The 21613-nt window shown below is 49.6% G+C and carries 31 protein-coding genes and 1 pseudogene; 2 read left to right on the forward strand and 30 right to left on the reverse strand.

Features of this window, described 5'->3' with window-relative positions; translation table 11 throughout:
- Positions 1–41: 41 nt before the first annotated feature.
- The 7 genes from AC4OVS_RS13585 to AC4OVS_RS13615 all read right to left on the reverse strand — a co-directional run bounded on the left by AC4OVS_RS13585 (position 42) and on the right by AC4OVS_RS13615 (position 6469).
- Positions 42–1337, reverse strand: a complete 1296-nt coding sequence (locus AC4OVS_RS13585) for a phage major capsid protein (RefSeq protein WP_126495626.1) — start codon at positions 1335–1337, stop codon at positions 42–44.
- A 68-nt stretch (positions 1338–1405) separates the two neighbouring features.
- Positions 1406–2323, reverse strand: a complete 918-nt coding sequence (locus tag AC4OVS_RS13590) for a S49 family peptidase (RefSeq protein ID WP_104440098.1) — start codon at positions 2321–2323, stop codon at positions 1406–1408.
- A 33-nt stretch (positions 2324–2356) separates the two neighbouring features.
- Entirely contained in the window at positions 2357–3616 is a 1260-nt protein-coding gene (locus AC4OVS_RS13595) for a phage portal protein (protein ID WP_256027111.1), read from the reverse strand.
- Positions 3616–3795: a hypothetical protein gene (locus AC4OVS_RS13600; protein ID WP_058609097.1), complete on the reverse strand. Its 180-nt coding sequence runs from the start codon at positions 3793–3795 to the stop codon at positions 3616–3618. The genes AC4OVS_RS13595 and AC4OVS_RS13600 overlap by 1 nt, the downstream gene beginning before the upstream one ends.
- Positions 3789–5504, reverse strand: coding sequence for a terminase large subunit (locus AC4OVS_RS13605; protein WP_460213032.1), 1716 nt, complete (start codon positions 5502–5504; stop codon positions 3789–3791). The genes AC4OVS_RS13600 and AC4OVS_RS13605 overlap by 7 nt, the downstream gene beginning before the upstream one ends.
- A 34-nt stretch (positions 5505–5538) precedes the next feature.
- Entirely contained in the window at positions 5539–5973 is a 435-nt protein-coding gene (locus AC4OVS_RS13610) for a P27 family phage terminase small subunit (protein WP_047364315.1), read from the reverse strand.
- Positions 5974–6109: 136 nt separating this feature from the next.
- Complete coding sequence (locus tag AC4OVS_RS13615; RefSeq protein ID WP_075606889.1) at positions 6110–6469, reverse strand: HNH endonuclease; 360 nt, start codon at positions 6467–6469, stop codon at positions 6110–6112.
- Positions 6470–6843: 374 nt separating this feature from the next.
- Between AC4OVS_RS13615 and AC4OVS_RS13620 the strand changes: the two genes are divergently transcribed.
- Positions 6844–7164: a hypothetical protein gene (locus AC4OVS_RS13620; protein ID WP_045351067.1), complete on the forward strand. Its 321-nt coding sequence runs from the start codon at positions 6844–6846 to the stop codon at positions 7162–7164.
- 474 nt (positions 7165–7638) lie between these two features.
- Here AC4OVS_RS13620 and AC4OVS_RS13625 read toward each other — a convergent pair whose 3' ends face one another.
- The 23 genes and pseudogenes from AC4OVS_RS13625 to AC4OVS_RS13735 form a co-directional block, all read right to left on the reverse strand.
- On the reverse strand, positions 7639–8076 hold the full coding sequence (locus AC4OVS_RS13625) for a hypothetical protein (RefSeq protein WP_052686676.1): 438 nt from the start codon (positions 8074–8076) through the stop codon (positions 7639–7641).
- Positions 8077–8210: 134 nt separating this feature from the next.
- Positions 8211–8648: a hypothetical protein gene (locus AC4OVS_RS13630; RefSeq protein WP_075606888.1), complete on the reverse strand. Its 438-nt coding sequence runs from the start codon at positions 8646–8648 to the stop codon at positions 8211–8213.
- A gap of 328 nt (positions 8649–8976) precedes the next feature.
- Positions 8977–9516 carry a hypothetical protein gene (locus AC4OVS_RS13635; protein WP_075606887.1) on the reverse strand — a complete coding sequence of 180 codons (540 nt, stop codon included), beginning with the start codon at positions 9514–9516 and terminating at the stop codon, positions 8977–8979.
- Positions 9513–10049, reverse strand: coding sequence for a lysozyme (locus tag AC4OVS_RS13640; RefSeq protein ID WP_126495640.1), 537 nt, complete (start codon positions 10047–10049; stop codon positions 9513–9515). Before AC4OVS_RS13640 ends, AC4OVS_RS13635 begins: the two co-directional genes overlap by 4 nt.
- Positions 10049–10264: a class II holin family protein gene (locus AC4OVS_RS13645; protein ID WP_010433101.1), complete on the reverse strand. Its 216-nt coding sequence runs from the start codon at positions 10262–10264 to the stop codon at positions 10049–10051. The genes AC4OVS_RS13640 and AC4OVS_RS13645 overlap by 1 nt, the downstream gene beginning before the upstream one ends.
- Before the next feature lie 70 nt (positions 10265–10334).
- A pseudogene (locus AC4OVS_RS13650) lies at positions 10335–11386 on the reverse strand (DNA-methyltransferase).
- 148 nt (positions 11387–11534) lie between these two features.
- Positions 11535–11726 carry a DprA-like winged helix domain-containing protein gene (locus tag AC4OVS_RS13655; RefSeq protein WP_010433097.1) on the reverse strand — a complete coding sequence of 64 codons (192 nt, stop codon included), beginning with the start codon at positions 11724–11726 and terminating at the stop codon, positions 11535–11537.
- 126 nt (positions 11727–11852) lie between these two features.
- A complete protein-coding gene (locus AC4OVS_RS13660) occupies positions 11853–12026 on the reverse strand; it encodes a hypothetical protein (protein ID WP_010433095.1) in 174 nt (57 codons plus the stop codon).
- 179 nt (positions 12027–12205) lie between these two features.
- Complete coding sequence (locus tag AC4OVS_RS13665) at positions 12206–12745, reverse strand: hypothetical protein (protein ID WP_126495630.1); 540 nt, start codon at positions 12743–12745, stop codon at positions 12206–12208.
- Between the two features lie 320 nt (positions 12746–13065).
- Positions 13066–13671 (reverse strand): hypothetical protein, encoded by a 606-nt coding sequence (locus tag AC4OVS_RS13670; protein WP_075606883.1) that lies wholly within the window; start codon positions 13669–13671, stop codon positions 13066–13068.
- Positions 13672–13684: 13 nt separating this feature from the next.
- The gene (locus AC4OVS_RS13675; RefSeq protein ID WP_491922497.1) at positions 13685–14704 is read right to left on the reverse strand and encodes a DUF968 domain-containing protein; all 1020 of its coding nucleotides are present in this window, start codon (positions 14702–14704) and stop codon (positions 13685–13687) included.
- On the reverse strand, positions 14704–15072 hold the full coding sequence (locus AC4OVS_RS13680; RefSeq protein ID WP_023315842.1) for a RusA family crossover junction endodeoxyribonuclease: 369 nt from the start codon (positions 15070–15072) through the stop codon (positions 14704–14706). Before AC4OVS_RS13680 ends, AC4OVS_RS13675 begins: the two co-directional genes overlap by 1 nt.
- Positions 15063–15263 carry a hypothetical protein gene (locus AC4OVS_RS13685; protein WP_063162725.1) on the reverse strand — a complete coding sequence of 67 codons (201 nt, stop codon included), beginning with the start codon at positions 15261–15263 and terminating at the stop codon, positions 15063–15065. The genes AC4OVS_RS13680 and AC4OVS_RS13685 overlap by 10 nt, the downstream gene beginning before the upstream one ends.
- A gap of 197 nt (positions 15264–15460) precedes the next feature.
- Positions 15461–16363: a hypothetical protein gene (locus tag AC4OVS_RS13690; protein ID WP_126495632.1), complete on the reverse strand. Its 903-nt coding sequence runs from the start codon at positions 16361–16363 to the stop codon at positions 15461–15463.
- Positions 16364–16479: 116 nt separating this feature from the next.
- Positions 16480–16716 carry a hypothetical protein gene (locus tag AC4OVS_RS13695; protein ID WP_072203945.1) on the reverse strand — a complete coding sequence of 79 codons (237 nt, stop codon included), beginning with the start codon at positions 16714–16716 and terminating at the stop codon, positions 16480–16482.
- Positions 16717–16739: 23 nt separating this feature from the next.
- The gene (locus AC4OVS_RS13700; protein WP_126495633.1) at positions 16740–16988 is read right to left on the reverse strand and encodes a DinI-like family protein; all 249 of its coding nucleotides are present in this window, start codon (positions 16986–16988) and stop codon (positions 16740–16742) included.
- Between the two features lie 190 nt (positions 16989–17178).
- The gene (locus AC4OVS_RS13705; RefSeq protein WP_063158480.1) at positions 17179–17607 is read right to left on the reverse strand and encodes a DUF2513 domain-containing protein; all 429 of its coding nucleotides are present in this window, start codon (positions 17605–17607) and stop codon (positions 17179–17181) included.
- Between the two features lie 133 nt (positions 17608–17740).
- Positions 17741–18052 (reverse strand): hypothetical protein, encoded by a 312-nt coding sequence (locus AC4OVS_RS13710; RefSeq protein WP_126495634.1) that lies wholly within the window; start codon positions 18050–18052, stop codon positions 17741–17743.
- A gap of 2 nt (positions 18053–18054) precedes the next feature.
- Positions 18055–18474 carry a PerC family transcriptional regulator gene (locus AC4OVS_RS13715; RefSeq protein ID WP_126495635.1) on the reverse strand — a complete coding sequence of 140 codons (420 nt, stop codon included), beginning with the start codon at positions 18472–18474 and terminating at the stop codon, positions 18055–18057.
- A 19-nt stretch (positions 18475–18493) separates the two neighbouring features.
- Positions 18494–19234, reverse strand: coding sequence for an ATP-binding protein (locus AC4OVS_RS13720; protein ID WP_491922498.1), 741 nt, complete (start codon positions 19232–19234; stop codon positions 18494–18496).
- A gap of 2 nt (positions 19235–19236) precedes the next feature.
- On the reverse strand, positions 19237–20049 hold the full coding sequence (locus AC4OVS_RS13725) for a DUF1376 domain-containing protein (RefSeq protein WP_491922499.1): 813 nt from the start codon (positions 20047–20049) through the stop codon (positions 19237–19239).
- 54 nt (positions 20050–20103) lie between these two features.
- Entirely contained in the window at positions 20104–20658 is a 555-nt protein-coding gene (locus AC4OVS_RS13730; RefSeq protein WP_069597477.1) for a toxin YdaT family protein, read from the reverse strand.
- Positions 20659–20660: 2 nt separating this feature from the next.
- A complete protein-coding gene (locus AC4OVS_RS13735) occupies positions 20661–20891 on the reverse strand; it encodes a transcriptional regulator (protein WP_081329664.1) in 231 nt (76 codons plus the stop codon).
- Positions 20892–20980: 89 nt separating this feature from the next.
- Between AC4OVS_RS13735 and AC4OVS_RS13740 the strand changes: the two genes are divergently transcribed.
- On the forward strand, positions 20981–21409 hold the full coding sequence (locus AC4OVS_RS13740; RefSeq protein ID WP_081329663.1) for a helix-turn-helix domain-containing protein: 429 nt from the start codon (positions 20981–20983) through the stop codon (positions 21407–21409).
- Positions 21410–21613: the final 204 nt, after the last annotated feature.

Genomic DNA, 21613 nt, shown 5'->3' on the forward strand with positions numbered 1-21613 from the left:
AGCCCGCGAGGGGCGAGCTGTTAATCACGAATGTCGGAGTTTTACCAGGTAACGCCGGTACCCAGCGCCAGGCCTTCGATATGGCGGAAGCCGATATCGTGCTCCATGATGACGCGGATCAGGGACTGGTTACGCGCGAACGCGGAAACGGTGTTCCCGTCGGCATCGATGTAGGTCGCCTCGCGGGAGAAATCGACCACCATTGCGCCGTCTTCACCAATCAGTACATCGTTGAAGTCAGCAAAGTAAATCTCAGACTCCTTGCCGCCCGTGCCCAGGTTCGCTGGAATAGCCGAGGTGCGCTCAATCGGATAGCCTTTCAGCATACCCGCTGCCATTTCTGGATAAACCTTGTTGCCGTTCCCGTCGCGCAGGCCGAAGAGCTTCATGTAGGTGCGGTTGGACATACCCCAGCCGCACTTCAGCATGTTGCTGTTACCGTCCATCGCCATGAGGATCAGCGCATCAAGGTAGGTATCGATGGTCTGCAGGTTAACTTCGTCATCTGCAACCCACGCATGCGTGCGGCTACCCGCCGTGGCCACGGCCTTCATCCCTTTCGGGGTGTCGTTGGTGCCGTCATCGCGGAGGAACGCCTTATCTTCACGGGTGGAAATGCCGCTGATGATGTCGTCTAAAATCAGCTGCTCGACGTTGAAGCCGCCGCGACCAATCAGCTGGTTGGAAATCGGAACCATGGTGATCAGCGTTTTGGCGTTCAGTTTGACGTCATCGAAGGTCGCACCGCTCGCCTTCACATCCTTGCCTTCACCGACATAGCTTGCCGTTGAGCCGCTGGCCAGTCGCGGGATCGCCAGATTACCGTTCGGCAGCGGGATGCTTCGCGCCCCGAGCTTACGCACGATGGTGCGGTCGCGCAGGAGCTCAATCACCTCGTTCTGCATGTTCTGCGGAACGAGCGCGCCGCCGGAATTGGCAGCTGTGCTGATCGCCATCGACAGGCCCTGATCGTTCAGGTCTTCCGCAGCGAACGCGGCGGCCTGCTGCAGGTCGCCCTTACCTGCCGCGATGGCCATCACCATGCGGGTCATGCCTGCACCTTTATACTGTGGCGGTTCGGCTTTCACATGCACTGCCGGTGCGTTACGACCGTTCTGCGCAGCCTTCACCGGAACCGCCGTGGTGGCGGCGAGGCGTTCTGCCGCTTCCAGACGCTCAATGGATGCCGAAAGCTCATCAAACTGAGCCTGCAGGCCAGTGAATTGCTCCAGCTGCTCCGCGCTCAGCGTGCCGCCGTTCATTTCAATCTGTGCCAGGGCCTGAACCTGAGTGTTAATACCCGCACGCTGGCGACGCAGTTCTTCGATTTTGTTCATCGTTCTTCTCTCTTTTACGCATAAAAAAAGCAGCCATCTGGCTGCTTACGGTGACGCTTCGCGTCGGGTTACATACGGGCCTGCTGATCCATAACAGCAGCACGTAACTGGATACTGGATTGCTGGGGCGAGGGTTTGTATTTCGCGGCAATCGCGTTGATGGCTGACTGAGGATCGGACATCTCATCTGCCAGCCCTGCTGCGACGGCGTTCTGCCCGAAATACAGCGCGGCCTGGGTGCCGATAACGGCGTCGATATCTATGCCGCGATACTGCGCGACGGAGGACGTGAACGTCTGGTATGCGCCGTCGATCATCGCCTGTATCTGGGACGTGGCCAGCTCCGTCAGCGGTTCATGCGGGGAGCCGTTGTTCTTGTTATCGCCGCGCGAGAACGTGGTAAATTTCAGCCCCACGCTCTCCTCCCATTTCGATGCTTCCATGTGCTCCAGGATGACCCCGATGGAGCCCACGCCGCTGGTTTCGCTGACGATAATTTTGCTGCAGGCCGACGCGATAAAGTACGCCGCAGAGAACGCGCTGAAGTTCACGATGGCCGTAATGGGCTTCACGCTGCGCGACTGGTAAATGTAGTCAGCCAGCTCCTTACAGCCCGATACCGCGCCGCCGCCCGAGTTAATATCGAGCACGATTTCTTTAATGCCCGGGTCGTTCAGAAGGGAAGCCAGCTGGCCGCGAATACGCTCGTAGCTGTTCAGCTCCGTACACATATTCACGATCTGACCACGCCGGGGGACAAGGATGCCGTGGACAGGAATAACGCCCACGCCGCCGCCGCTTTGCTGAGGTTCATTCGTTTCCTGTGACTCATCCGGCCCCAGGGCCATTTCCAGCGGGGCCACATTCATGCCCTGCAGGCGGGGAACCAGGATCGACTTCACCGAGTCCATGATTTGCCGCGTGGCGTAGTGAGGCACCCCGAACACCTGGTCAGCCAGGTGCGGCAGGTTGATTAATTTCGACATTGTGTATACCTGTGAGAGCCTGATAATCAGGTTTTATGCAGTTCGCTGCAGGATTGCGCTGATTTCGCTTATCTGCGCGGGGGTGGCTTTATCCAGCCCGAGAACGGTGCTGGTATCGACCATGTTCAGCGGCGTCAGATACTTGTCGCCGCCCTCTACCGGGGCCATGTTCTCCATGCGCCGGATATCGTTTACCGACAGCCAGCCCCACTGGCGGCCCAGCGCGTAGGACTCGTAACGCGATTTCTGATCGCCGCGCAGCAGCGATGAGACGTTGAACTCGATGTAAAAGTCGCGACGCTCGCTGGGTAACAACAAATCGCGCATCATCGCCGCTTCATGGCGCTTCAGCCAGGCCAGCAGCGTGTACATCACGTACTGAAGCCCCTGGTGCTCGATGTTGTTGTTGGTCGATTTGTCGAGAAGCTGAATCATGTGCGGCGGGATTTTGTAAAGCCGACATACCTCGTTTACCGTCCACTGCCGCGACTGCAGCAGCTGCGCTTTTTCGTTGTCCTGCGACAGCTGCTTATAGCTCATGCCCTCCTGCAGCAACGCCACGCTGAAGGCGTTTCGCACACCGGAATAGCGGTCCGTCCATTTAGCCAGAAGCTTGTCAATTGACGCCTGGCTCTTGATGGCTCCCGCCTCTTTGGGGCGCTCAATCACGCCGGACATCGTGGTGCCACGGGCGAACACCTGCGCGGCGTGCTGCTCAACCGCCATGCCCAGCCCGAGAACGTCCGCGTTCGTCTGAATCGGTGAGGTGCCGATGTACCCGTCGAGCGAGAAATACTTGATGTGGTGCATCATGCGCATCGGCACCGTTTCACCCAGCTCAGGCAGCTCGTAATACGGCATCCCGTCCGGCCCTTTCAGGACGATGACCTTTTTGGGGTTAATCGGTATCAGTTCAGCGATATCGCCGTTGCCGTGCCGGTCAATCAGGGAATAGCTGTTCCCCTCAAGCCCCAGCACGCCCTGCTGCTGTTCGTAATATTCAAAGCTGGTGTCCTTTCTGTTTGGCTGCGAATGGATCACATCGTACAGGGGATGATCCGTTGCCCTGCGCCGACCGCCTTTTTCGTCGCGCTGATAAAGCTCGACGGGCAGCTGGGCGATGGATTCGGCAAGGAGCGTTACGCAGGCACGTATGGCCCCAATCCCCATTGCCGTTTCCGGAGTAACCAGCATGCCCGATGAGCTCTTGCTGGCGCTGACGCTCCCGAGAACCGTTGTCCAGTTACTCCCTCCCGGACGCGACCTGCCCCGGAAGAACTGAGGAATGAACATCAGTTACCCCCTGGAGAATCATTCGCAGGCGCAGCGGCTCTGGCAGCAAAATAGGATGCCAGCAGGCAAAACAAGCCTGCAGCAATAACGCCTGCAGGCGGAAACACCATCCACGCGCCAAACGAGATAAGCGCCGCGCCGAACAGGCCGATCATAAAGGTAATAATTGCCGTTAACATGCGACGTCTTCCTCATCATAAACGGATTGATTGCTGGCCCGACCGTTCAGCATTGCGCGGCCTATAGCCATAAACAGCGCTGTCGCGCCGTCGATTTTTGACTGCTTGTCGCCCTTCGTCGGTCGGACGATATCGTCGCTTCCGGGGACATTTTTTCCGATAACGTTGCTGATACACCATGACAGGACTGGGTTCCCGTCATGGTGGAAACGACCGCCAGCGAGCGCCGCTTCCAGCTCCTTCATCGGCGGCGACATGTTGGTGTAGTCCTGCCGGATAGAAATGGGCTCAAACCCTTGGTCCTGCAGCTCGTGGCTGAGTGCCGTGGCCCCGCTGGGGTCGATGGGGATTTCGCTGACGCGGACCTTATCAATTTCCTGAAGGTCGATAATGCTGGCCAGGATTTCGCGATAATCCGCTTCTGCCCCATCTGTCGCTTCAAGCGCCCCCATTTCGACGAACTTCACATACCGGTCTGCAGTTTTGGCAATTTTCGGGTCCGTGCTCCGGACCGTGTCCTCCGGTACCCAGAATTTCGGCCTGATGCAGTAGTAGTGTTTCTTACCCTCAATTTCGCGGACGAAAACACCAACACCGGCGTTAAGATCCAGCCGCTGGGCAAGGTCCAGACCGAGGTAATAATCCTCGCCGGCAAAGTCCTCGTAGCGCAGGGATTTATCGGCGGCAGCATGCCACTGCGTCATGTTGTAGAAAGCGGCTTTACCGGATACCCAGATATTCAGACGCTTCGTTTTAAAGGCATTGACCTTACGCGGAACCTGTTTAGCGACCTCCATCTCCGCCAGCAGATCGTCATACGATATCGACACGTCGAGGTTAGGATTCGCTTTAATGAAGTTGGTCGGGTCGGTCCATTCATCCCCTTCATCGAGCTCATAAATCAGGCCAAACAGGCGCTCGTTAGGGACATGCCCGTTAAGCATCTCCTTGACCTGTTTATCTTTGTCATAGCATGGCGATTCCAGCGACGTACCCGCTGTGGTAATGATGAGCGTAAGCGGCTGCGAACGTGCGCCCATACCCAGCGTCATGGCTTCATACATGTGATCCGTATCGTGCTCATGATATTCATCGATGATCGCGCAGTGAGGGCTGTCACCGTCGCCAGGCTTCCCGGCGATAGGCGCGAACAGCGAACCGTCCGGACGGGTCAGGCTGTCAACCCAGACCGAAATACTGAATTTTGAGCGGAGCGACGGAAGGCGGTCTGCCATCTGCCTGGCTGGGGTGAAGACCTTTTTCGCCTGCGCCATCGTGGTAGCCCCGCAGTACACTTCCGCGCTGTTTTCACCGTCAGCGCAGAACATGTACGTGCCAATGCCTGCTGCGAAAAACGATTTCCCGTTTTTCCTGGCCACCCGGATATACGCTTCACGAAAACGGCGCTTTTTGGTCTTTTTCGTAACCCAGCCGAAAATCGAGCTGAATGCAAACGCCTGCCAGGGTTCCAGCTTCAGTTTTTGACCGGCTAAATCACCGCTGGAGTGCGGTAATAGCTGAACGAAACGGCAGGCGCGTTCCGCCAGTTCGCGGTCGAATCGGTAGGGATAACCCTTATCAAGAGAAATTTTCAGATCATTAAAATGGCGCTGGCATGCAAGCTGGATGCTCTTGCAGGCGAGTATTTTCCCGTTCAGCACATCCCGCGCATACTGGTTCGCCATATTGACGCTCGGGTACGCGGCCATAATAAGTCCCTAAAAATTGGGAACATCACCCCAATCAAAATTCGTCAAATTCATTCCCGGATTTACTTTCTTCGCCCGGCGTGCGTTTTCTGGCTCTACTATTGGGATCAAGTTTCAGAACTACGCTAAGACGGATAAGCTGTGAGATATACTTATCCCGCGCCTTTACTGCGGCTCCCATTTTCTGCCCACCGGCAGCAGTTTCATCCCCAATCCCATCAGCTTTTATTTCCTGGTTCGCGTCGTAAAGGAGTTGCACCGTATTGCAATATTCCATCAGTAGATAGCAGTCCTCCATTTCAAACGAACCACGATTTATCAGAATTTTGCAGGTTCGTTTCCAGGCATCGATCGCCATCTCACCCAGCAGTTCATCTGGCGGTGAAACTGCACGAGTCAGAGAGCTGACCTGCGTTCCGGTCCTCTTCGGCTTACGACCTCCCCCCGGCGATCTCACTCCGGTACTCATAGCGAAACACCTCAAAAATCATCAAAAAAAAATTCTTATTTCTCACGCGTAAAAAACTACCGGGAGCGGCAGTCCTTAAAAGCGAAAGGGGTTAAGGATTTGATCCCCCCCTCCCCATGCGCTGACCGGCCGAGTTTCACCGGAGACGCTCCCTTGCAGTCTTGGCTCGATGGCATGGCCAACACAATGCCTCCAGATTGAAATCATCGTCCGTTCCTCCGTGAGCCTTGGCAAGGATATGGTCGACGGTATTTGCACGTGTTGCGATGCCAGAGCGTCGACACTCCTGGCATATATGTTTATCTCGCAGAAGGATACGTGCACGCCTGACTTCCCAGGGACGCCCATAACCACGCTCTTGTCGGCTTTTACCGTTCTGATAGTTGCGCCATCCTTCACTGGCATGTTTTTGATGGAGATCACAGTAGCCAAATGAATCATTCACTACCGCTGAGCACCCCATATGGCGACAAGGTCTTTTAATACGAGGGGGCATAGCTAATTGTCTTAATATTGATGAGTTTGAGCATTAACCTCACTCCATTATAAATGTTGTCATTCATGCTTAATAATTCCCCCACTTAATTACATTGGCGAGTTATAAGAACCATGATGACTTGCAATCCCAACTTATAAAAATGAGATCAAGCTAAAAATTATACATTATAAAGCCCACATATTAACCACATCCAACATGAACTGAATTTTATTAAGTTCACCTCCACAAATTAAGGGTTTAAGTTGGTAGTTTCATGGTTCATTCATCTAACTCGCACCTTCCTTCGCTAGCACCCTACTATTAATTGGAGGTAATAAATACCAGCTAATTCATTTATTATACTTTGCTTAAATCTTTTAAGGTATATACATATGACAACTAATCAGCAACTCAGCACCTTCGCAATTACATCACAGAAAAAACCGCATCATCCAAGTGACAACAAAACATGCATGGTGCTAATGATTGCCTTTATTTTCAGCATTCCCTACGCCGCCGCGCTTAATGCTGCGCTGTTGGAAGAAAATAATTTAAAAGTTTCTTTAGCGTGGATTGGTATAGCCTTCGCTGTCATATGGATTGGATACGACTTGAGTAAGCTAAAAGAAAAAACTAAGTTCCATGTGATTTTTACAATCGCCGCCAAAGCTATACCTGCGATTTTGGCTTTAATTGGACTTAAGTTTTCCTAACCTCATTATTTTTTTATTTAAAAAAACAATGAATTAAACAATCCACTACTGAGTTACCCCCTTATGAGGTTCGCACTATGGTATCTAAGCAACGTTAAAAACTGATCGAGCTGGTCCTTGTAGGCGGAATCAGCATTGCCCGGTACGCGACGCGCCCCCCCCACGCGAGTTATCACACGTTTAAGAAGCTGGCGCCGGGGGAATGGTTTAACTCGGTTTCAGTTTCCCGCTATATCGAACTCTATGAGCACGAGATACTGGCGAAGCTGAATCCGGAACAGACCTGGAATGAGCTGCATCTGTTGGCAAGATGTGAGCCTGTACTGCTGTGCTGGGAGCCGCCGGGAGAGTTTTGCCATCGACAGTTGGTCGCGCGGTGGTTCAGAAAGGAGTTGGGAATTGCTGTTGATGAGTACAATCCCCACGCCACACCGCAGTTGGATATGTTCTAAAGCAAAGCCGGGAAAACCCGGCTTACTTCTTGTTAATTGGCTTGGTGACTATATTAGCGCAGTGCGTATGAATTTCATGATAGGAAATCTCGCCATCCACATATCGAATATGATTGTCATTGATGAAAAGCCAAGATTCCGTCACATGCTTATTGTCCACCAACGAACCCTCCAAGCTAAACCAAGCAAAAGCGGCTTCAGCCAATAAATCAGTCAGCTCATCAATCTTCGCTGGATTATCCCTTGTGGTTCCCGGAGGGCTCAAATGGCTTGGAAGCGCAACCAGGCAATAGGCGTATTTGGCGACGGCTGATTTAAAATTTACCTTCGCCTTAAACTGCTCCTGTTTTTTCCATTCTTTCATCGCGCAAAACGCAATACCTACGGTTGCAGCTGTAAATATTGCAGATATTGCAGCCCAAATTGTTGCCCACGGCCAAGCGTAGATTGTTTGCCACATGAAAACCTCCTTGAGTTAAGTAGATTATTCTACCCTGGTAAACGCATAAACTGGGGATTGCTGTTGATGAATACGATCCCCGTGCTACACCGCAGATGGATATGTTCTGAAGCAGAGCCGGGGAAACCCGGCTTTCACTTAAAGACGAATCTTATCTTCAGAATGCTGTCACACGCATTATGCAGAACAGTGCTACCGTCCTCTCCTTTAAGAAAAGATGAATGATGCGAGTAAATATTATTCCAGTGAGCCAGAACATCGGTCTCCTTATCAAGCAAACCTTCGCAATAAAGAAAAGTATTACGGCATTGATTAAATTTTGAAATCAAACTCATCCTTAAGTCGTAATAATCGGCGTATGCCTTCTCATCACTTAAGTCATCAGGAAGAAGGAGTAAGGCGTAAAGGTAATCTGCAATAGCTTGTTTAAAAGCCATCTTAGCCTTCAACTCATCTTGTTTTTTCCAACGTAACAGTGCCAACCCAGCAACAATAACTGCCAATAATGTAAAAATTGCCGAAATCGATGCCCAGATGTTTGCCCAACTTGCTCCCAAAATCGCCTGCAACATAAAGCCTCCATGATTTAAGGAGGTTATTCTACCCTGGTAGGTATCTAACTTCCGATAGCGAGCATCCCATCAAAGTTGATTTTTTCGGATATTAAGCGCTGCCTTGAGTGCTAAGCGAGTGAAGCAGGTCTGATGAGTAAGGCATTATCGCAGGTACTCAAGGAATGCCTGCTGTAATGCTCTCGGCTCTTTTCTCAACATAGCCCCTTGCTATGCACCAGACGCTCTCTCAGGATCACCAGCTGAGAAATAGACGGGCTAACATCGGGCCAGCCCTCTTCCCCGCAGCTATCGAGCCATATAGCTAGGAGGATAAACAGAATCAGCATTATTGATTCCAGGTCAGTGAACTGGATTGACGCTGAAACTCAATCTCACGAACACCAGCAAAGTTATTGTTACCTTTCTCAATAACTGCCAGCAGCGGCTTAATCCACAGGACAGCCTGGCAATAGGTCATTGAGCTGGCGGCAGCGGTACGATCATCGGCTTGGTTAGGTCTGCCGGTATCGGTGTACATGGCGCTGGCACGTAAACTGTGCGCGTATTCGAGCAGCCCACCAGCAATGTCAGCAGGAACAGGCAAATCACAGGTTTTTTCACGGCGGAGAATCTCCCGGTATTCGATTACGGTTTCTTCGGTGCTGGTGTCGACCAGGGAGTTAAGCCTGTTGGCTTGTTCTGCAACCTGATTGAATCGATTGAAGTTGAATGCCTGTGTAGCAATCACCTGCCCCTGCAAAGCGTTGTCACTTCGCAGAACGTCGTTATCGCTCTGGAGGCTACTGGCGTTTGAGCAACTCTTAGCGAGAGCGACCGAAAGGCCAGCAATAACGACAACGCAGATAAGAGCCGGATTAATTTTCATTGGTCGAGCCCCCAGCACGTCAACGCACTTTCCTGTTCACGACGCTCAACCTGCCCATAACAGCCATTCTTTTGGCCTTTAGTCAGGCGGCAATCACGTCCACCGTCCTTAATCCACCAGCGGATTGCTTCGCATGCCCCTTTACGGTCACCTGCGTTGATCCGCTTATAGAAGGTCGAAGGGAAACATTTACCCGGGCCAATGTTGTACGGGCAGAAGGATGCTATACCGACCTTCTGCGGCTCTGTCAGAGGCACTTTGATATTGCGATCAACCCAGGCTAATGCCTTATCGCGTTCAATAGAGTTAACTTTCCGGCATTGCTCATTTGTGGCCGTCATGCCTTTAACAACACGCCTGCCATCGATGACGGTCACGCCGTGACATAAAGACCAGACCCCACCCGGATCAACTACGGCCACCAGCGCATTGCCTTCTTTCTCTCTGATAAACTGGTCGAAAATGAGTGGCGCAGATGCACCTGATGCGATTAGTGCCAGCACTGCTGCGCTGAGTTTCGATTTATTAGACATCATTTACCTCGCGCAGCTCTTCGACGGTCTGCTTTGATTTGGAAATAGAGGTTAGTGAGAAAGGTGAGCAAGCCGAACAGTAAACTACCGATCACACCTATAGCCGCCCACTGTTCGGGGGAGTAACCATCAAGAAGTCTTCTAAACCAGTAAATAGCACTTCCTCCCGATGCGCCGTAGGAAATGCCAGTAGTTATTTTGTCCATTCGATACATGCTCTCACCTCGCTACGTTGCGGGTGTCCTGTTGAGGTAATAAAAAGGGCCGCGATAGCGACCCAAGCTTTTATTCCCCTGCCAGCTGCCTTACCTCACTTACCGTCTGGTTGAAACGTTCCTCTTCCAGTTCTACGCCGATAGCATGGCGGCCCAGTTCAATGGCTGCTTTAACTGTTGATCCCGAGCCCATAAAGAAATCAGCTACCACATCGCCGGGCCTGCTGCTGGCGTTGATGATTTGCCGCAACATATCAGCGGGTTTTTCGCACGGGTGTTTACCTGGATAGAACTGGACGGGTTTATGGGTCCAGACGTCGGTATAGGGCACGGCTACTGTCACAGAGAAATGCCGCCGAAGAGATTTGTACTCTTTCAGCAAATCAAGGTATTTGCGGTTCAACGAATGCCACGTGGCCACCAGCTGGTGATGCGGTGCTTTGAGTTCAGAGGCGCGGTGCTTCTCAATGGCGGTCTGAGTGAACAATTCCTGCAGCTTTTCATAATCCTGCTGGTTCGGTAGTTGCCACTGACTGGCCCCGAACCAGTGGGACGCCATATTTTTCTTTCCGGTGGCGTCAGCTATTTGCCTGGACGTGACACCCAGTTCAGCTCTTGCATCCCGAAAGTAGGTGATTAACGGGGCCATGACGTGCTGTTTGACCTCGTTGCTTTTCTCAGCATACCCGTCGCTTTTCGGCTTATATGGCCCCTGATAATGCTCAGCGAAAAGGATGCGTTCAGTCGCGGGGAAGTAAGAGCGCAGGCTTTCCTTATTGCATCCGTTCCAGCGCCCTGATGGCTTCGCCCAGATAATGTGGTTCATGACGTTGAAGCGTTCACGCATCATGATCTCAATGTCCGATGCAAGTCGGTGCCCAGAGAATAAATACAAGCTGCCGGCAGGCTTAAGGACTCGCCAGAATTGGGCAAGGCACATATCAAGCCAGCGAAGATAATCTGCGTCGCCGTCCACTGGTTATCCCAGCCATTCGGCTTCACCTTGAAATATGGTGGGTCGGTAACAATGAGGTCTACTGAGTCATCTGGAAGATGAGCAAGATACTGAAGGCAATCGGTGTTTACCAATTGAGAGCTGGATATTTTTACAGTATTTTTCATAGATCAGTAAGCGGGTCTCTGGTAGGCTCAACATGCTTTAGCGCTAAAGCGGTGGGCCTTGGTTCGCTTGTGACCTTCTACATGAGCAAATGGCTGGCCGGGTGCTACAACACCCACCAGCCGCCCATTCCACAAAAAAAAGCCCCCATCACTGGAGGCGTTTGTAACAGCCGAATTGATAATCTGATAACCCCGCCATTGCCAGCTGCGTAAGTATGAGCTGGCATTTTTCACGGCTAAGGTGAGTATTCTGCGCAATTTCCCCAACTGTCGCTGGTGACGCGCTTAATTCGTTTAAGACCGCCTTTGCTTCAGCAGTCATATATGGCTGATTTTGCATGTCTTTTTCCTGTCTGGAAGAGTGTGACATACAGATAACTCTGGTTGGTAAAGCCAGCAAGAAGTCTTTGCATCAGGCACAAAAAAACCCGCGCGAGGCGGGTTTTTCAAAAAGCACCAGCTATGGTTATGCTGCTTTGCGATGGCGCTGCTTACCCTGCTTTTCCTTTCCGGAAACAGTGGCGTCAGTGAACGCGTTAGGAGCAGCCTTCATCAGCACTTCAACAGCAGCACCCATACCTGCGAATGCTTTCATTGTGTCGAATTTTACTTGTGGCTTGGTCGCTTTTTGAGTTTTCATGATTACCTCTGAGACTCGTGTGCCTCTTCTTTCATAATAAAGGTAGCACCGTGGCTATCCTTTACCAATCGTTCTGGCCGATTGGTGTCATCAAAACGTCCGTCAAGATAGTTTGATGGTTACGTTTACCTGAAAGGTAAATTTGGAAGGTAATCCTACAATGTGTAAAGGGATCCCGTCTACCCTAATTGTGCGAATTTGAGGAAAACAGCTTCGATTGTGGTTGTTTCACAGACCATAACATACCCGCTTCTATCCAGAACAAAGCCGAAAGAAGAATAGTAAGCAAGCAGTTCAGAAACAGGTTCAATGATACGAATTTCTTCACACTCGACCGCTTTACAGAACATGTATGCGCTCATCAGCGTAATCAGAACCATACGTCCGTTAAGTGGATGAGGTTCATCATCGCGAGTAAAACGTTCAATCATATGAATGTTGAATGTATGGCTTTCTGTGTCGAACACACACAAAGCGGCACCATCTGGTACACCTTGTACTGCACCATGTGCTACAAACTTAATACATAGCTCAAATTTGCTCGGATCGTTACCATGAGTAGCAAGCGCATAATCCCACTCTAACTGTCCAAAGCCACCACAAAGAATTTTATAGTCATCATCGCTGATTGGGCCGACGGCTAAGGGAAGCTGAATATTATCCAAAATCAACTGGATATTATTTCTAACTGATTGGCCAATCTCTTCCAATGAAAGCATAGACACCTCAACAAGCGAAACGCGACGAATGCTTAGTTTACCCTATCCTACTTACGGAGGGTGCACCTGAGTTGTAAAAGATGTGTATACAGAACGACGATATGACAGGGGTATTGATGCAATGCACCTCGCGAATACCCCTGTCGTATCGCCGTAAAGCAAAAGCCCCGACTGGCGGGGCTCTCGTTATGTTCAAATTGTCGCTTATGTTCGCTGCCATCGCGGCGCAGCTCTGCCAAGCATGAATGAATTATCAAAATTCCTGGCTCGTTTTCAATGCTAAAATCGAAATTAAGCACGAAAAGCTAAAGAGCAATAATTCAATTCTGCTCAGCCAGAAGTTTCCGCGTAGATAAAAAGACCTTCGCCCTGAAGATTTCCAGGCACCAGCGAACACGTTTCCTGGCTTCCCAATCCGTTAGCCACGGTGCGATCGACTGTAACTCCCGCGTAATGTCTGAGATTTTTTTGCGTGTGGTATAATACTGGAGACCAACGATATACACCGGGTCATTAACATCAAGCGCCTGCAGCACCGACTGCTCGACAAAATCGACATCATCATCACGTATAGCTTCATCGATGATGCTGATATTGGGCTGTGGCCACAAAATGGCGTGAGCACGATTTAGCGCCTGCGGCCCTCTGAATCCCTCTGCTCGCGCTTGTTCTAGTGCAGCTGTAAAGCGAGACAATGCCTTGTCCGACCATCGCCCGCCCTTAAGAACATCCCAGCACGCATGAGAGCGAGGCAAGCGCGGCGCAGTTCCACCGCTTACCCCGTCTCCCCATGTTGTCAGTAGAGACTTAATCCATGCGGATTGAATACTGGTCAGGAGCATGCTTTTACCTAACCAGCTTTTGCGTGGCGCAGAAGCTGCTTTGCCCAGGGCTTCAATATGATTACGGCATTGACGTGGTGTCATCCTAATTAGCTCCTTACGCCAGAACGCCGAGCGCGTAGGCCCGGTCCAGCACTCTAATGATCATTTCCAACTGCGAGCCATATTTGCGCTCGAATGCCAGGCGGTCGTTATGCAGTTCGGTATGATGTTTTCGGCAAAGTGGAATGGAGAAGATGTCGTGCGCTTTTGTTGCCATGCCACCCTGCCCCCATCCGATTAAGTGATGCGGGTCGTCTGATTGCTGCTGGCAGCATTCGCAGGGCTGTGTTTTCACCCAATTCAGATAATCGCGACTTTCCCAGCGCAGACGCTTTGGTCGACGCATGAAAGACTGAGGAGGAACTGGATCCACCATCACGCCCACCAGCGGTTCTGTCAGCGCTTCAGGCAGGTCAACGGCTGACACTAATTTCTCAAGGATGCTGGTGGCCGGTACTTCGGGAATTATGTCACTTTCTCGTCCAATTGGACTTTCTTCACGCAGACGAAGAGCTTCACGAACGCATGATTCTGGAAGTGCATCCGTAACTTCTTTACGAACAGCCCACCAGCAGAGCTCTGCAAGTGAGATCTCCCGGCTTTTGTCCAGGCAAAGTTGAATGCGGACAGAATCCAAAACAAAGGCAATTACATTTCTGCGTGCCAACTCTGCCAGTGCTTCGGTACGCTGCTCTCGCAAGTGGTTATCGCAATAGCCACAAAGCAGGATGGAGCCAGGCTCATGGTGCATAATAGTTAGTTCGTGATAGTGGTAATCACTATGCTCGTACTGGCACCGTCCACCAGCGTATCGCAGCAACCAGTAATCCAGACCACTAGTCCCGCCAGCGGCATGAATCACTTTGTCATTCAGAAAGAAAGTGCGTAGCGATTTATCATCACCGAGAGGCTGGCGGGCATCAGGAACGCGACCCGTTTCCAGATGAGCCATGCTATCTGGCTGTCGCTCAATCAGCACTCTACCACCACCAAATAAGCTCATAAGTTCGCTGCCGGGCTTTAACAGCACGACACCAAGCTCTCTGGCGATTACAGGTTGAAGGAGCGCGCGCATCAGTCGATATTCCTGATAATTATCTGACCGACTTCACCCCATAGCTTCGTAATCCGTGCATCCCAGATATGAGCGTCATCTTCATAAATGGCATCGGAGAGTGCTTTAACTAGGTTATCGAAGTCAGGTTTACTCTGGTGTGGCTTACCATCAAACTGCTGGCGCTTCTTCTTACTCCAGCTTTTTGGCATTGGAAGAATGAAGGTAATGTGTGAATTAGATTCGGGCATAGTGACACCCAGGAGCCGGACATGGTCGCAGAAAGCCCGATAACGCATAACTTCCGGGCGCTTCTTCCATTTATCTGCACGCGTCATGCGCGGCTTTCCCATCGGGAGGATGTTGTAGGCAGTCACAATCACCCCCATGCCCGTGAACGCATACTTTGCTGCGTCTTAGGTGCGGATTTTTGCTGCGGCAGAAGTGCGCTGACTATCCAAAGGCGAGGGTCAATATCGAGACTCTTCTCGACAGGAACACCTTTAGACTTATAGCGCGCCACCAGCTCATTGGCTTCTTCGGTTGTCAGCCCGGTGTGAGTGAACCAGCTTTTCTTCATGCTGCCTCCTGCAGGAGTGACATCAAAAGAAAATTGCTGGCCCTTTGAAGGGTCAGTGAGGATTTAATCTGGTTTGTTGTTTGCGCCATGGTATCTCTCCAGTGGCGCAGCAGGTTATTAGTTGTTCAGGCTAACTTCTACATCATAACACAACTTTTAGAACCATAAGAATTACTTGATACAAAAATCTAATCCCCTTAAGACTTAATGTTATTTAAATATTCATTTAATTTATCAGACATCTCTGCAAATGATGGTGTTCCTAGTGAAGGAAGATATTCTACAAAGAGTGCCTTACCATTAACGCCTCTTCTAAGAGAAGCAATATTGAGTCCTAGATTTTTTAAGAGCATATTTATTTCGTATAAATCCAACGACTCCGGGAGTCTATCTTCGAAAGTGAATGCATATGTCTCAAAAGCAGATTGACCTAATGCACGTTTTTTAAGTGATACTGTTTCAGAATTGACTTTACTTGTCATCGCAATTGAGTTTAAAACAAGCTCTTTCAAATCCCTTAGTTCAGCAACCAAAAACTCGCTGCCAGTCACTTCTCTTTCATCAAGTTTTGCAACTTTGAACGTCCCAAAATGCTTTAAAAAAGTTGTATAATCTGGGTCATTGGTTGAACGTTTATATGTCTCAATAATTTTCTTTTTTAAGTTAATTTTAAATTCATTTATAAGCTGATATCTCAAATCAGACGGATATTCGAGGTGCTCAATTGCTGCAATGTCGAAACTATATGGAGTTTTATTATCTTTGACTATTATCGTTGGTTTATCGAATGCTAATCTCATACCTAGCTCAAGCATGACATTAGCATTTCGGCTGCTAATATCACAAATAACAATAGGGTTGGAGTATATGTTGTGTACAATTCTTTTATGAATTATTCCAACATCATCATCAAAACTCACAAGGTTCGGGCTGAATCCTGCATCTGAAGCAACTTCACATAAAATACCATACACATCTGCCCAATGGTTGTCATTATACCCTTCTGTTTTCGCAATAGGCATTATCACGCCGCAGACTGGATTATCTCCAGTATTTATGTTTTCTTCTGTAGCAACTTTGGTACCATTCTGTTTAGTCACTTAATTTCACCCTCCTGAAGATTATATGTTACTAAATTTTTCAAGGAAGTATAGCAAACATATCACAATAAATTCATGTAGTTTATGGTGCTAGGAATTGTAGTATTGAGTAACCTTTATTTTCTATCAAACAAATTGATTTTATAACCAGCACGCTCAAGCATCTGTGTAAAGAGTGTCGTTGTTCCAACCATCTCATCATCCTGTAACGACATGAAGGATACTTCATCACCACGTCTGTACATTAACGCTCGTTCACTCTCAGGAAATGAGTGCAGTCTTGCAACGATAACCCCATCGTGGCATCTGATGACCGCGTAACCTTTGCTCGATAATTCTTCTTTTTGTTTCACCAGTCCCCCTCCACACTGGAAATTTATTGCATGCTGTCTTTATAAAACCACTCGTCAGCGCTCTCCCAGGTTTCCTGCAGGATTTCTTCAAAACGCTTTTTGTCCGTATTTTCTCCGCCAACAATGTTTAACCCGTCAGAACCGGCCCGGCGAACGACCAGTTTGCAGTCAGTGTAGCTCTGTGTGATTCGCTTCAGAAGCTCCTGCTCAAGTGCCGGAATAGCACCGTCGGGTAGCTTTTTGGTACGGTCGATGGTGACTTCGATTTTCATAAATTCCCCTTCGAAGATGCACTGGATAAATAAACAGTATACTCATCTGAGAAAATGATCAATCCTTTAAGAGCACTTTTTGCGAAGGCTACTGCTATGTTTCTTAGAGTATTTTTTACCATTGGCGAGAAAACGCCCGCACGCAGCGGGCTTAGAGATATATCAAACTTTTGAGGTTACGAGGATTTCTTCACTCAATGTCCAGGCCAGTCAGGTCTTTAACTTTCTTCTTGGCAAAACCCATCGCCAGTGATTTTGATAGGCCCATTAGTGTGCTTATTCCTTCATCTTTAAAATTTGTTTTTATGGTTTGCCATACCTCTTTCTGACGCAAGTCAGCGATAAAATCATGCCCTCTTGCCGTCAGCCTGAGCGGAGTATCAAGCCAGTAATAGCTAACCCCTTCTCCCAAAGCTCTGGACATCTCGTGCCCAAACCCAGATTTCCCATCAGTCCTAACAATCAGCCCATTGTCATAAAGCAAACGCATATGGAAAATAAAATCCGAGTCATCTTGGTGAAACCCTGATTCACCAAGCTCACTTAGCATTGTGTCAGGGCCTTGAGTTTCCTCGAAAGCTATTAGTAAATCCTTGAGGTATTGATGGTTTATTTTCATAACTTTCTCCGTGACATATCACAGTCTTTTATATCACCAATTTAGTTTCGTGCCATCCTCGCATCTCCGGCAATTTTTGTGTTAGCTGCTGCTTCCCTTATCGCGCGTTTGTCGATGATGCTAAATAAATTGCTCATACTCGCGCGCTCCCGAAAATTTTGTGAATCATATAGCCTTGCCAGTTCTGGCGGCAAACTTCGGTGATACCGGACTTCTTGCGAACCACCGGTAATGGCTTAATGCATGTTTCCCCGCCTGGCTGCATCACGTACACTGGGTGGTGTCGCTTACCGATATTATTCACGGCGCCAACAGAAACGAGATGCTCCAGCAGGCGACAGGCCTTTTTGCTATCGCAGCCCAGCAACTGGCGAACTTGACGCGGGGTGATCTCGCCGCCCTGCTGGATGGCGCGAATAATTATCCAAAGGTTATCGCTGGCCATTCTCAAGCCCTCTCCGCCTGGCGCAGACAGTCTTTACGGCGTTTGGCAATACGGGCTACTTCAACAGCGCTCCCGGCTATACCAAACATGTCCGAATACACTGCTGCTGCTCTTCGCCAAAGCCCCTTCTGTTCTAGCTCCTTCGCTTTCTGCTCGGCAGCCTGCATCCTGACCGGATCGCTTTTCTCCAACATGCACGGAAGGATTACGTCTGGAATATCTGCGTGCGGTGCCGCCCTGTATGTGTACTGAACGCTGTCACGTAAGCGAATGATCACGCCTTCGTCACTCAGCTCGCGCAGAAGTCTGCCCGCCGTCCCTCCAGCCATATCCAGCGCTTCGGACACATCGCCAACTGCGCAGTTCGGTTGGTAGCGCACAAACACCGCCACCTGCTCTTTTTGGGTTAATGTTTTGGTCATTGGTCAATACTCGATTTGATTACTTAACAACCCGTAAATGGGTCACGTTTTTTCGATAACTTCCCCAGGCAAAGTTCACCCAGATACCGTTATCCATGGTTAAGCGGTCCATTACCCGCTCACCAAGAGTCTTCGATAATTCATCAAAATTCAGGTTAGTCAGGACGCCCACTGGTTTCATCGCCGCCATACGACGATCAATAATTTGATTGAGTAGAACCCATTCGTTTCGCGTTTCTCTTTGGACGCCGACTTCATCAAGAACCAGTAAATCTACTTTGCAAAGGTCATCCAGCAGCGCGGACTCTGATTGCCCCTCGTCATAGCACTTACGAGCGCGCAACATCAGGTCAAGTACTGTAACCACCAGAACGGAGTGATCACGTTGCAACAGGTAATTTCCGATTGCTGCAGCAAGATGATTTTTCCCCGTCCCGCAACTCCCACTGAAAATGAAACTAGTGAAACCAGACCCGAAGTTATGGGCATAGCTCTTTGCCATGGTGAGGGCATGCTTTTGCCCGTCGTTGCTGACCTGATAATTCGAGAAAGTGCACCCCTTATGCAGATCGCATATCCCTGAACGCCCAAATATCCTCTCCGCTCGCGCCCGCTGATTTAGTTTTTCCAGCTCTACTGCACGCTTCCGACCTTCTTCCTGCTGCCAGGCCATCAATTCCTGACTGCTGGTAAACTTCGGCTGGACACCTGCAGGCATGATATTGCGGAGACGACCAAGCAATTCGTGCGTCGATTTCATAGTTACCCCCTGAATCCCGGTGGGATCTCAGTGTCTGGTTGTGAAATGCCAAAGCCTGCCTGACGGCGAGAAGATGCCCCAGAGGTTAAGGTTTTGGCTCGGGATGTTTTCAGGCTCGAGGCGAAAGTCTGTTCCCACTGCAGGTGGTGTTTTACCTTCCCTTCGCACTTCCAGTAATCGCGGAACTGCTGAAGTTCCACTGGGGTATAACCAGGGCGGTCACCGAGATTAATTCCCCACTGTGCGGCTTGCCCGACAAAGTCATCACTCGGCATCCAGTCATCGGTAATCGGGAATTTGCCGATTGGTGGCAAAAATGATTCTTGCGCGCTTAACTCTCTCTCTTGTTTCTCTTTTAGATCTGTATCTGTATCTGTATCTGTATCTGTATCTTTATTAGTTGAGTTGCCGTTGCTGCTCTGTTCAAACGGAGCATTAACACCCGTTGAACGCTCGTTACTGTTTTGTTGGGTGTTTGCTCCTTTTTTGGCCTTTCTGGCCTGGGCGGACGCTTTACCTGCAGCCGACTTTTGACTGATTGAATTTTTCACAGCCTCCAGATCCCGCTCAATTCTCTCCTGCACCCATTCGGTGCCAGTGTCGTTAAAAAATTCTTTCAACGATGGCTCAACGGCATCCCAACGGTCGTTGCTTAGCCGTGCTATTTTCGAGAGGCGGTTTTTGGGGATCGGGCGACCTGTTTGCCAATAATTGAACATCAGCAGCAGGTATGCGCCATGCTCTTCTGTAGACAGATGCATGGTGTCCGCCAGGTAATCAGCAATGTAAAGTTGCATGTAAGGCAGAGCTGCCATGGTTACTCCCTTGTCCGGTTTCCCGGTACGTAATGGTTATTGCTCAAAACTCGATTAAAAAAATTGCGGCGCTACGGCGCTGATGCTCGCCAGTAGTGGTCCCGCCGCGTCAGCAGGTAACATGTTGAACAAAGCGATTGCCGCTTCACGAATTTCTTTTTCAAGCTTTTGAAGGGGGACGCCCAGCAACTTAGCTTGATGCGCCTCACTGCATTCTTTGATTGCATTCGCCACCAGCTCAGCTTCCGTTCTGGCGTTACTGAGTCCATGCTTTCTGGCTATCTCAATAGGCATAGCTGCGAGGATTGCGCCCGACAGCTGCATAACGTAAGCAGTATATTTCTCCGACCCTCCTTCATTTTTCAGATAGCGGAATAAATTCTGCTTATTGACCGCGATGCCGCGGCCCCCTTCCTTCGCCCACTGCTCAGCCACCAGCTGAGCGATTTTTTCCTGCGCCTGACCGGGCAAAGTTGATTCCCACTCTCGAACTGCAACCTGTATTGAACGGTGCTTAAAGCTGTCTCGCCGATGCGCCATAAATTGATTTTGAGTTTTCAGCGGTCCGGCCAAGCGTTGGTTATGATGTTGATATGTAGCTGACTGCATGATTAAGCCTCCTTCTGAGGTAAACCATCTGTTGCGTTGGGATAGAGGTCTGGACGTAATTCATGCGGGGTGACTTCCCAATCCAAAGCTCTGCATGCGTTTAAAACCTCTGTGCTAGCTACCTGAGTACGAAACCAGACAGATACAGTCTGCGAGTTTTTACCTAAGCGGCGAGCCAGCTCTGATTGGCTGCCACACAGAGAAATAATCTTCTTTTGAATGTTATGGTTCATTGAGCCTCCTAAATTCCGTACCACATAATTGATAATTTACTTATCAATGTCAAGAAATTTAACTGGCCACATTTGAAAAGAAACTTTGTATGCTGGACAACTGGTTAGATTTGGAACTGAAAATGAACTTTGAAGAACGTTTGCAAAGAGCTATTGATGAGGCAGGCATTTCTCAATCTGAACTGGGGCGCCGGATAGGCGTCAACTCGCAAACCGTTAGCCATTGGTGTAACTCAGGGATTTTCCCGCGCAAGGAGAAACTGGTTCTCTTGCCTGAAGCCCTTGGAAAGCCTCTTTATTGGTTTTTCATGACTGATGAAGAAGAGCAGCACGTTGCTTCTCTAACGCAGAGTAAAACAGTTTTAACCCCCCACCAATCAGCACTATTAGAAGTTTTTGATCAACTTCCGGAAGCCGAGCAGGATAGATTCATTTCCTTAGCCAAAACCCGGCTTGAAGAGCTCGATGCGTTTATGGCGGAATTTTTACGTAAAAGAAAAATAGATCCTCAGCCATAACCTTCAAAATGTATCGTTAAAGGCCGCTATAAGCGGCTTTTTTTGCGCGTACACCCTCCAAAAACTGATAAGACAAAACATTGCTGGTATGTTATTTATCAATTTCAGCTTGACCTATGGTATATTTATTTGTAGCCTGATTTTAGAAAATCAGTCATCAAGGCAGGACGCCCACGAAGTAGCTGCCGGTGGCATACGAAACAC

The sequence above is a fragment of the Enterobacter sp. 4974935 genome (genome assembly GCF_058661735.1).

Coding starts and splice junctions, on each gene's coding strand:
- AC4OVS_RS13585 (WP_126495626.1), bottom strand. CDS start 1,337: ATGAACAAAATCGAAGAACTGCGTCGCCAGCGTGCGGGTATTAACACT.
- AC4OVS_RS13590 (WP_104440098.1), bottom strand. CDS start 2,323: ATGTCGAAATTAATCAACCTGCCGCACCTGGCTGACCAGGTGTTCGGG.
- AC4OVS_RS13595 (WP_256027111.1), bottom strand. CDS start 3,616: ATGTTCATTCCTCAGTTCTTCCGGGGCAGGTCGCGTCCGGGAGGGAGT.
- AC4OVS_RS13600 (WP_058609097.1), bottom strand. CDS start 3,795: ATGTTAACGGCAATTATTACCTTTATGATCGGCCTGTTCGGCGCGGCG.
- AC4OVS_RS13605 (WP_460213032.1), bottom strand. CDS start 5,504: ATGGCCGCGTACCCGAGCGTCAATATGGCGAACCAGTATGCGCGGGAT.
- AC4OVS_RS13610 (WP_047364315.1), bottom strand. CDS start 5,973: ATGAGTACCGGAGTGAGATCGCCGGGGGGAGGTCGTAAGCCGAAGAGG.
- AC4OVS_RS13615 (WP_075606889.1), bottom strand. CDS start 6,469: ATGCCCCCTCGTATTAAAAGACCTTGTCGCCATATGGGGTGCTCAGCG.
- AC4OVS_RS13620 (WP_045351067.1), top strand. CDS start 6,844: ATGACAACTAATCAGCAACTCAGCACCTTCGCAATTACATCACAGAAA.
- AC4OVS_RS13625 (WP_052686676.1), bottom strand. CDS start 8,076: ATGTGGCAAACAATCTACGCTTGGCCGTGGGCAACAATTTGGGCTGCA.
- AC4OVS_RS13630 (WP_075606888.1), bottom strand. CDS start 8,648: ATGTTGCAGGCGATTTTGGGAGCAAGTTGGGCAAACATCTGGGCATCG.
- AC4OVS_RS13635 (WP_075606887.1), bottom strand. CDS start 9,516: ATGAAAATTAATCCGGCTCTTATCTGCGTTGTCGTTATTGCTGGCCTT.
- AC4OVS_RS13640 (WP_126495640.1), bottom strand. CDS start 10,049: ATGTCTAATAAATCGAAACTCAGCGCAGCAGTGCTGGCACTAATCGCA.
- AC4OVS_RS13645 (WP_010433101.1), bottom strand. CDS start 10,264: ATGTATCGAATGGACAAAATAACTACTGGCATTTCCTACGGCGCATCG.
- AC4OVS_RS13655 (WP_010433097.1), bottom strand. CDS start 11,726: ATGCAAAATCAGCCATATATGACTGCTGAAGCAAAGGCGGTCTTAAAC.
- AC4OVS_RS13660 (WP_010433095.1), bottom strand. CDS start 12,026: ATGAAAACTCAAAAAGCGACCAAGCCACAAGTAAAATTCGACACAATG.
- AC4OVS_RS13665 (WP_126495630.1), bottom strand. CDS start 12,745: ATGCTTTCATTGGAAGAGATTGGCCAATCAGTTAGAAATAATATCCAG.
- AC4OVS_RS13670 (WP_075606883.1), bottom strand. CDS start 13,671: ATGACACCACGTCAATGCCGTAATCATATTGAAGCCCTGGGCAAAGCA.
- AC4OVS_RS13675 (WP_491922497.1), bottom strand. CDS start 14,704: ATGCGCGCGCTCCTTCAACCTGTAATCGCCAGAGAGCTTGGTGTCGTG.
- AC4OVS_RS13680 (WP_023315842.1), bottom strand. CDS start 15,072: ATGGGGGTGATTGTGACTGCCTACAACATCCTCCCGATGGGAAAGCCG.
- AC4OVS_RS13685 (WP_063162725.1), bottom strand. CDS start 15,263: ATGAAGAAAAGCTGGTTCACTCACACCGGGCTGACAACCGAAGAAGCC.
- AC4OVS_RS13700 (WP_126495633.1), bottom strand. CDS start 16,988: ATGAAAATCGAAGTCACCATCGACCGTACCAAAAAGCTACCCGACGGT.
- AC4OVS_RS13705 (WP_063158480.1), bottom strand. CDS start 17,607: ATGAAAATAAACCATCAATACCTCAAGGATTTACTAATAGCTTTCGAG.
- AC4OVS_RS13710 (WP_126495634.1), bottom strand. CDS start 18,052: ATGGCCAGCGATAACCTTTGGATAATTATTCGCGCCATCCAGCAGGGC.
- AC4OVS_RS13715 (WP_126495635.1), bottom strand. CDS start 18,474: ATGACCAAAACATTAACCCAAAAAGAGCAGGTGGCGGTGTTTGTGCGC.
- AC4OVS_RS13720 (WP_491922498.1), bottom strand. CDS start 19,234: ATGAAATCGACGCACGAATTGCTTGGTCGTCTCCGCAATATCATGCCT.
- AC4OVS_RS13725 (WP_491922499.1), bottom strand. CDS start 20,049: ATGGCAGCTCTGCCTTACATGCAACTTTACATTGCTGATTACCTGGCG.
- AC4OVS_RS13730 (WP_069597477.1), bottom strand. CDS start 20,658: ATGCAGTCAGCTACATATCAACATCATAACCAACGCTTGGCCGGACCG.
- AC4OVS_RS13735 (WP_081329664.1), bottom strand. CDS start 20,891: ATGAACCATAACATTCAAAAGAAGATTATTTCTCTGTGTGGCAGCCAA.
- AC4OVS_RS13740 (WP_081329663.1), top strand. CDS start 20,981: ATGCTGGACAACTGGTTAGATTTGGAACTGAAAATGAACTTTGAAGAA.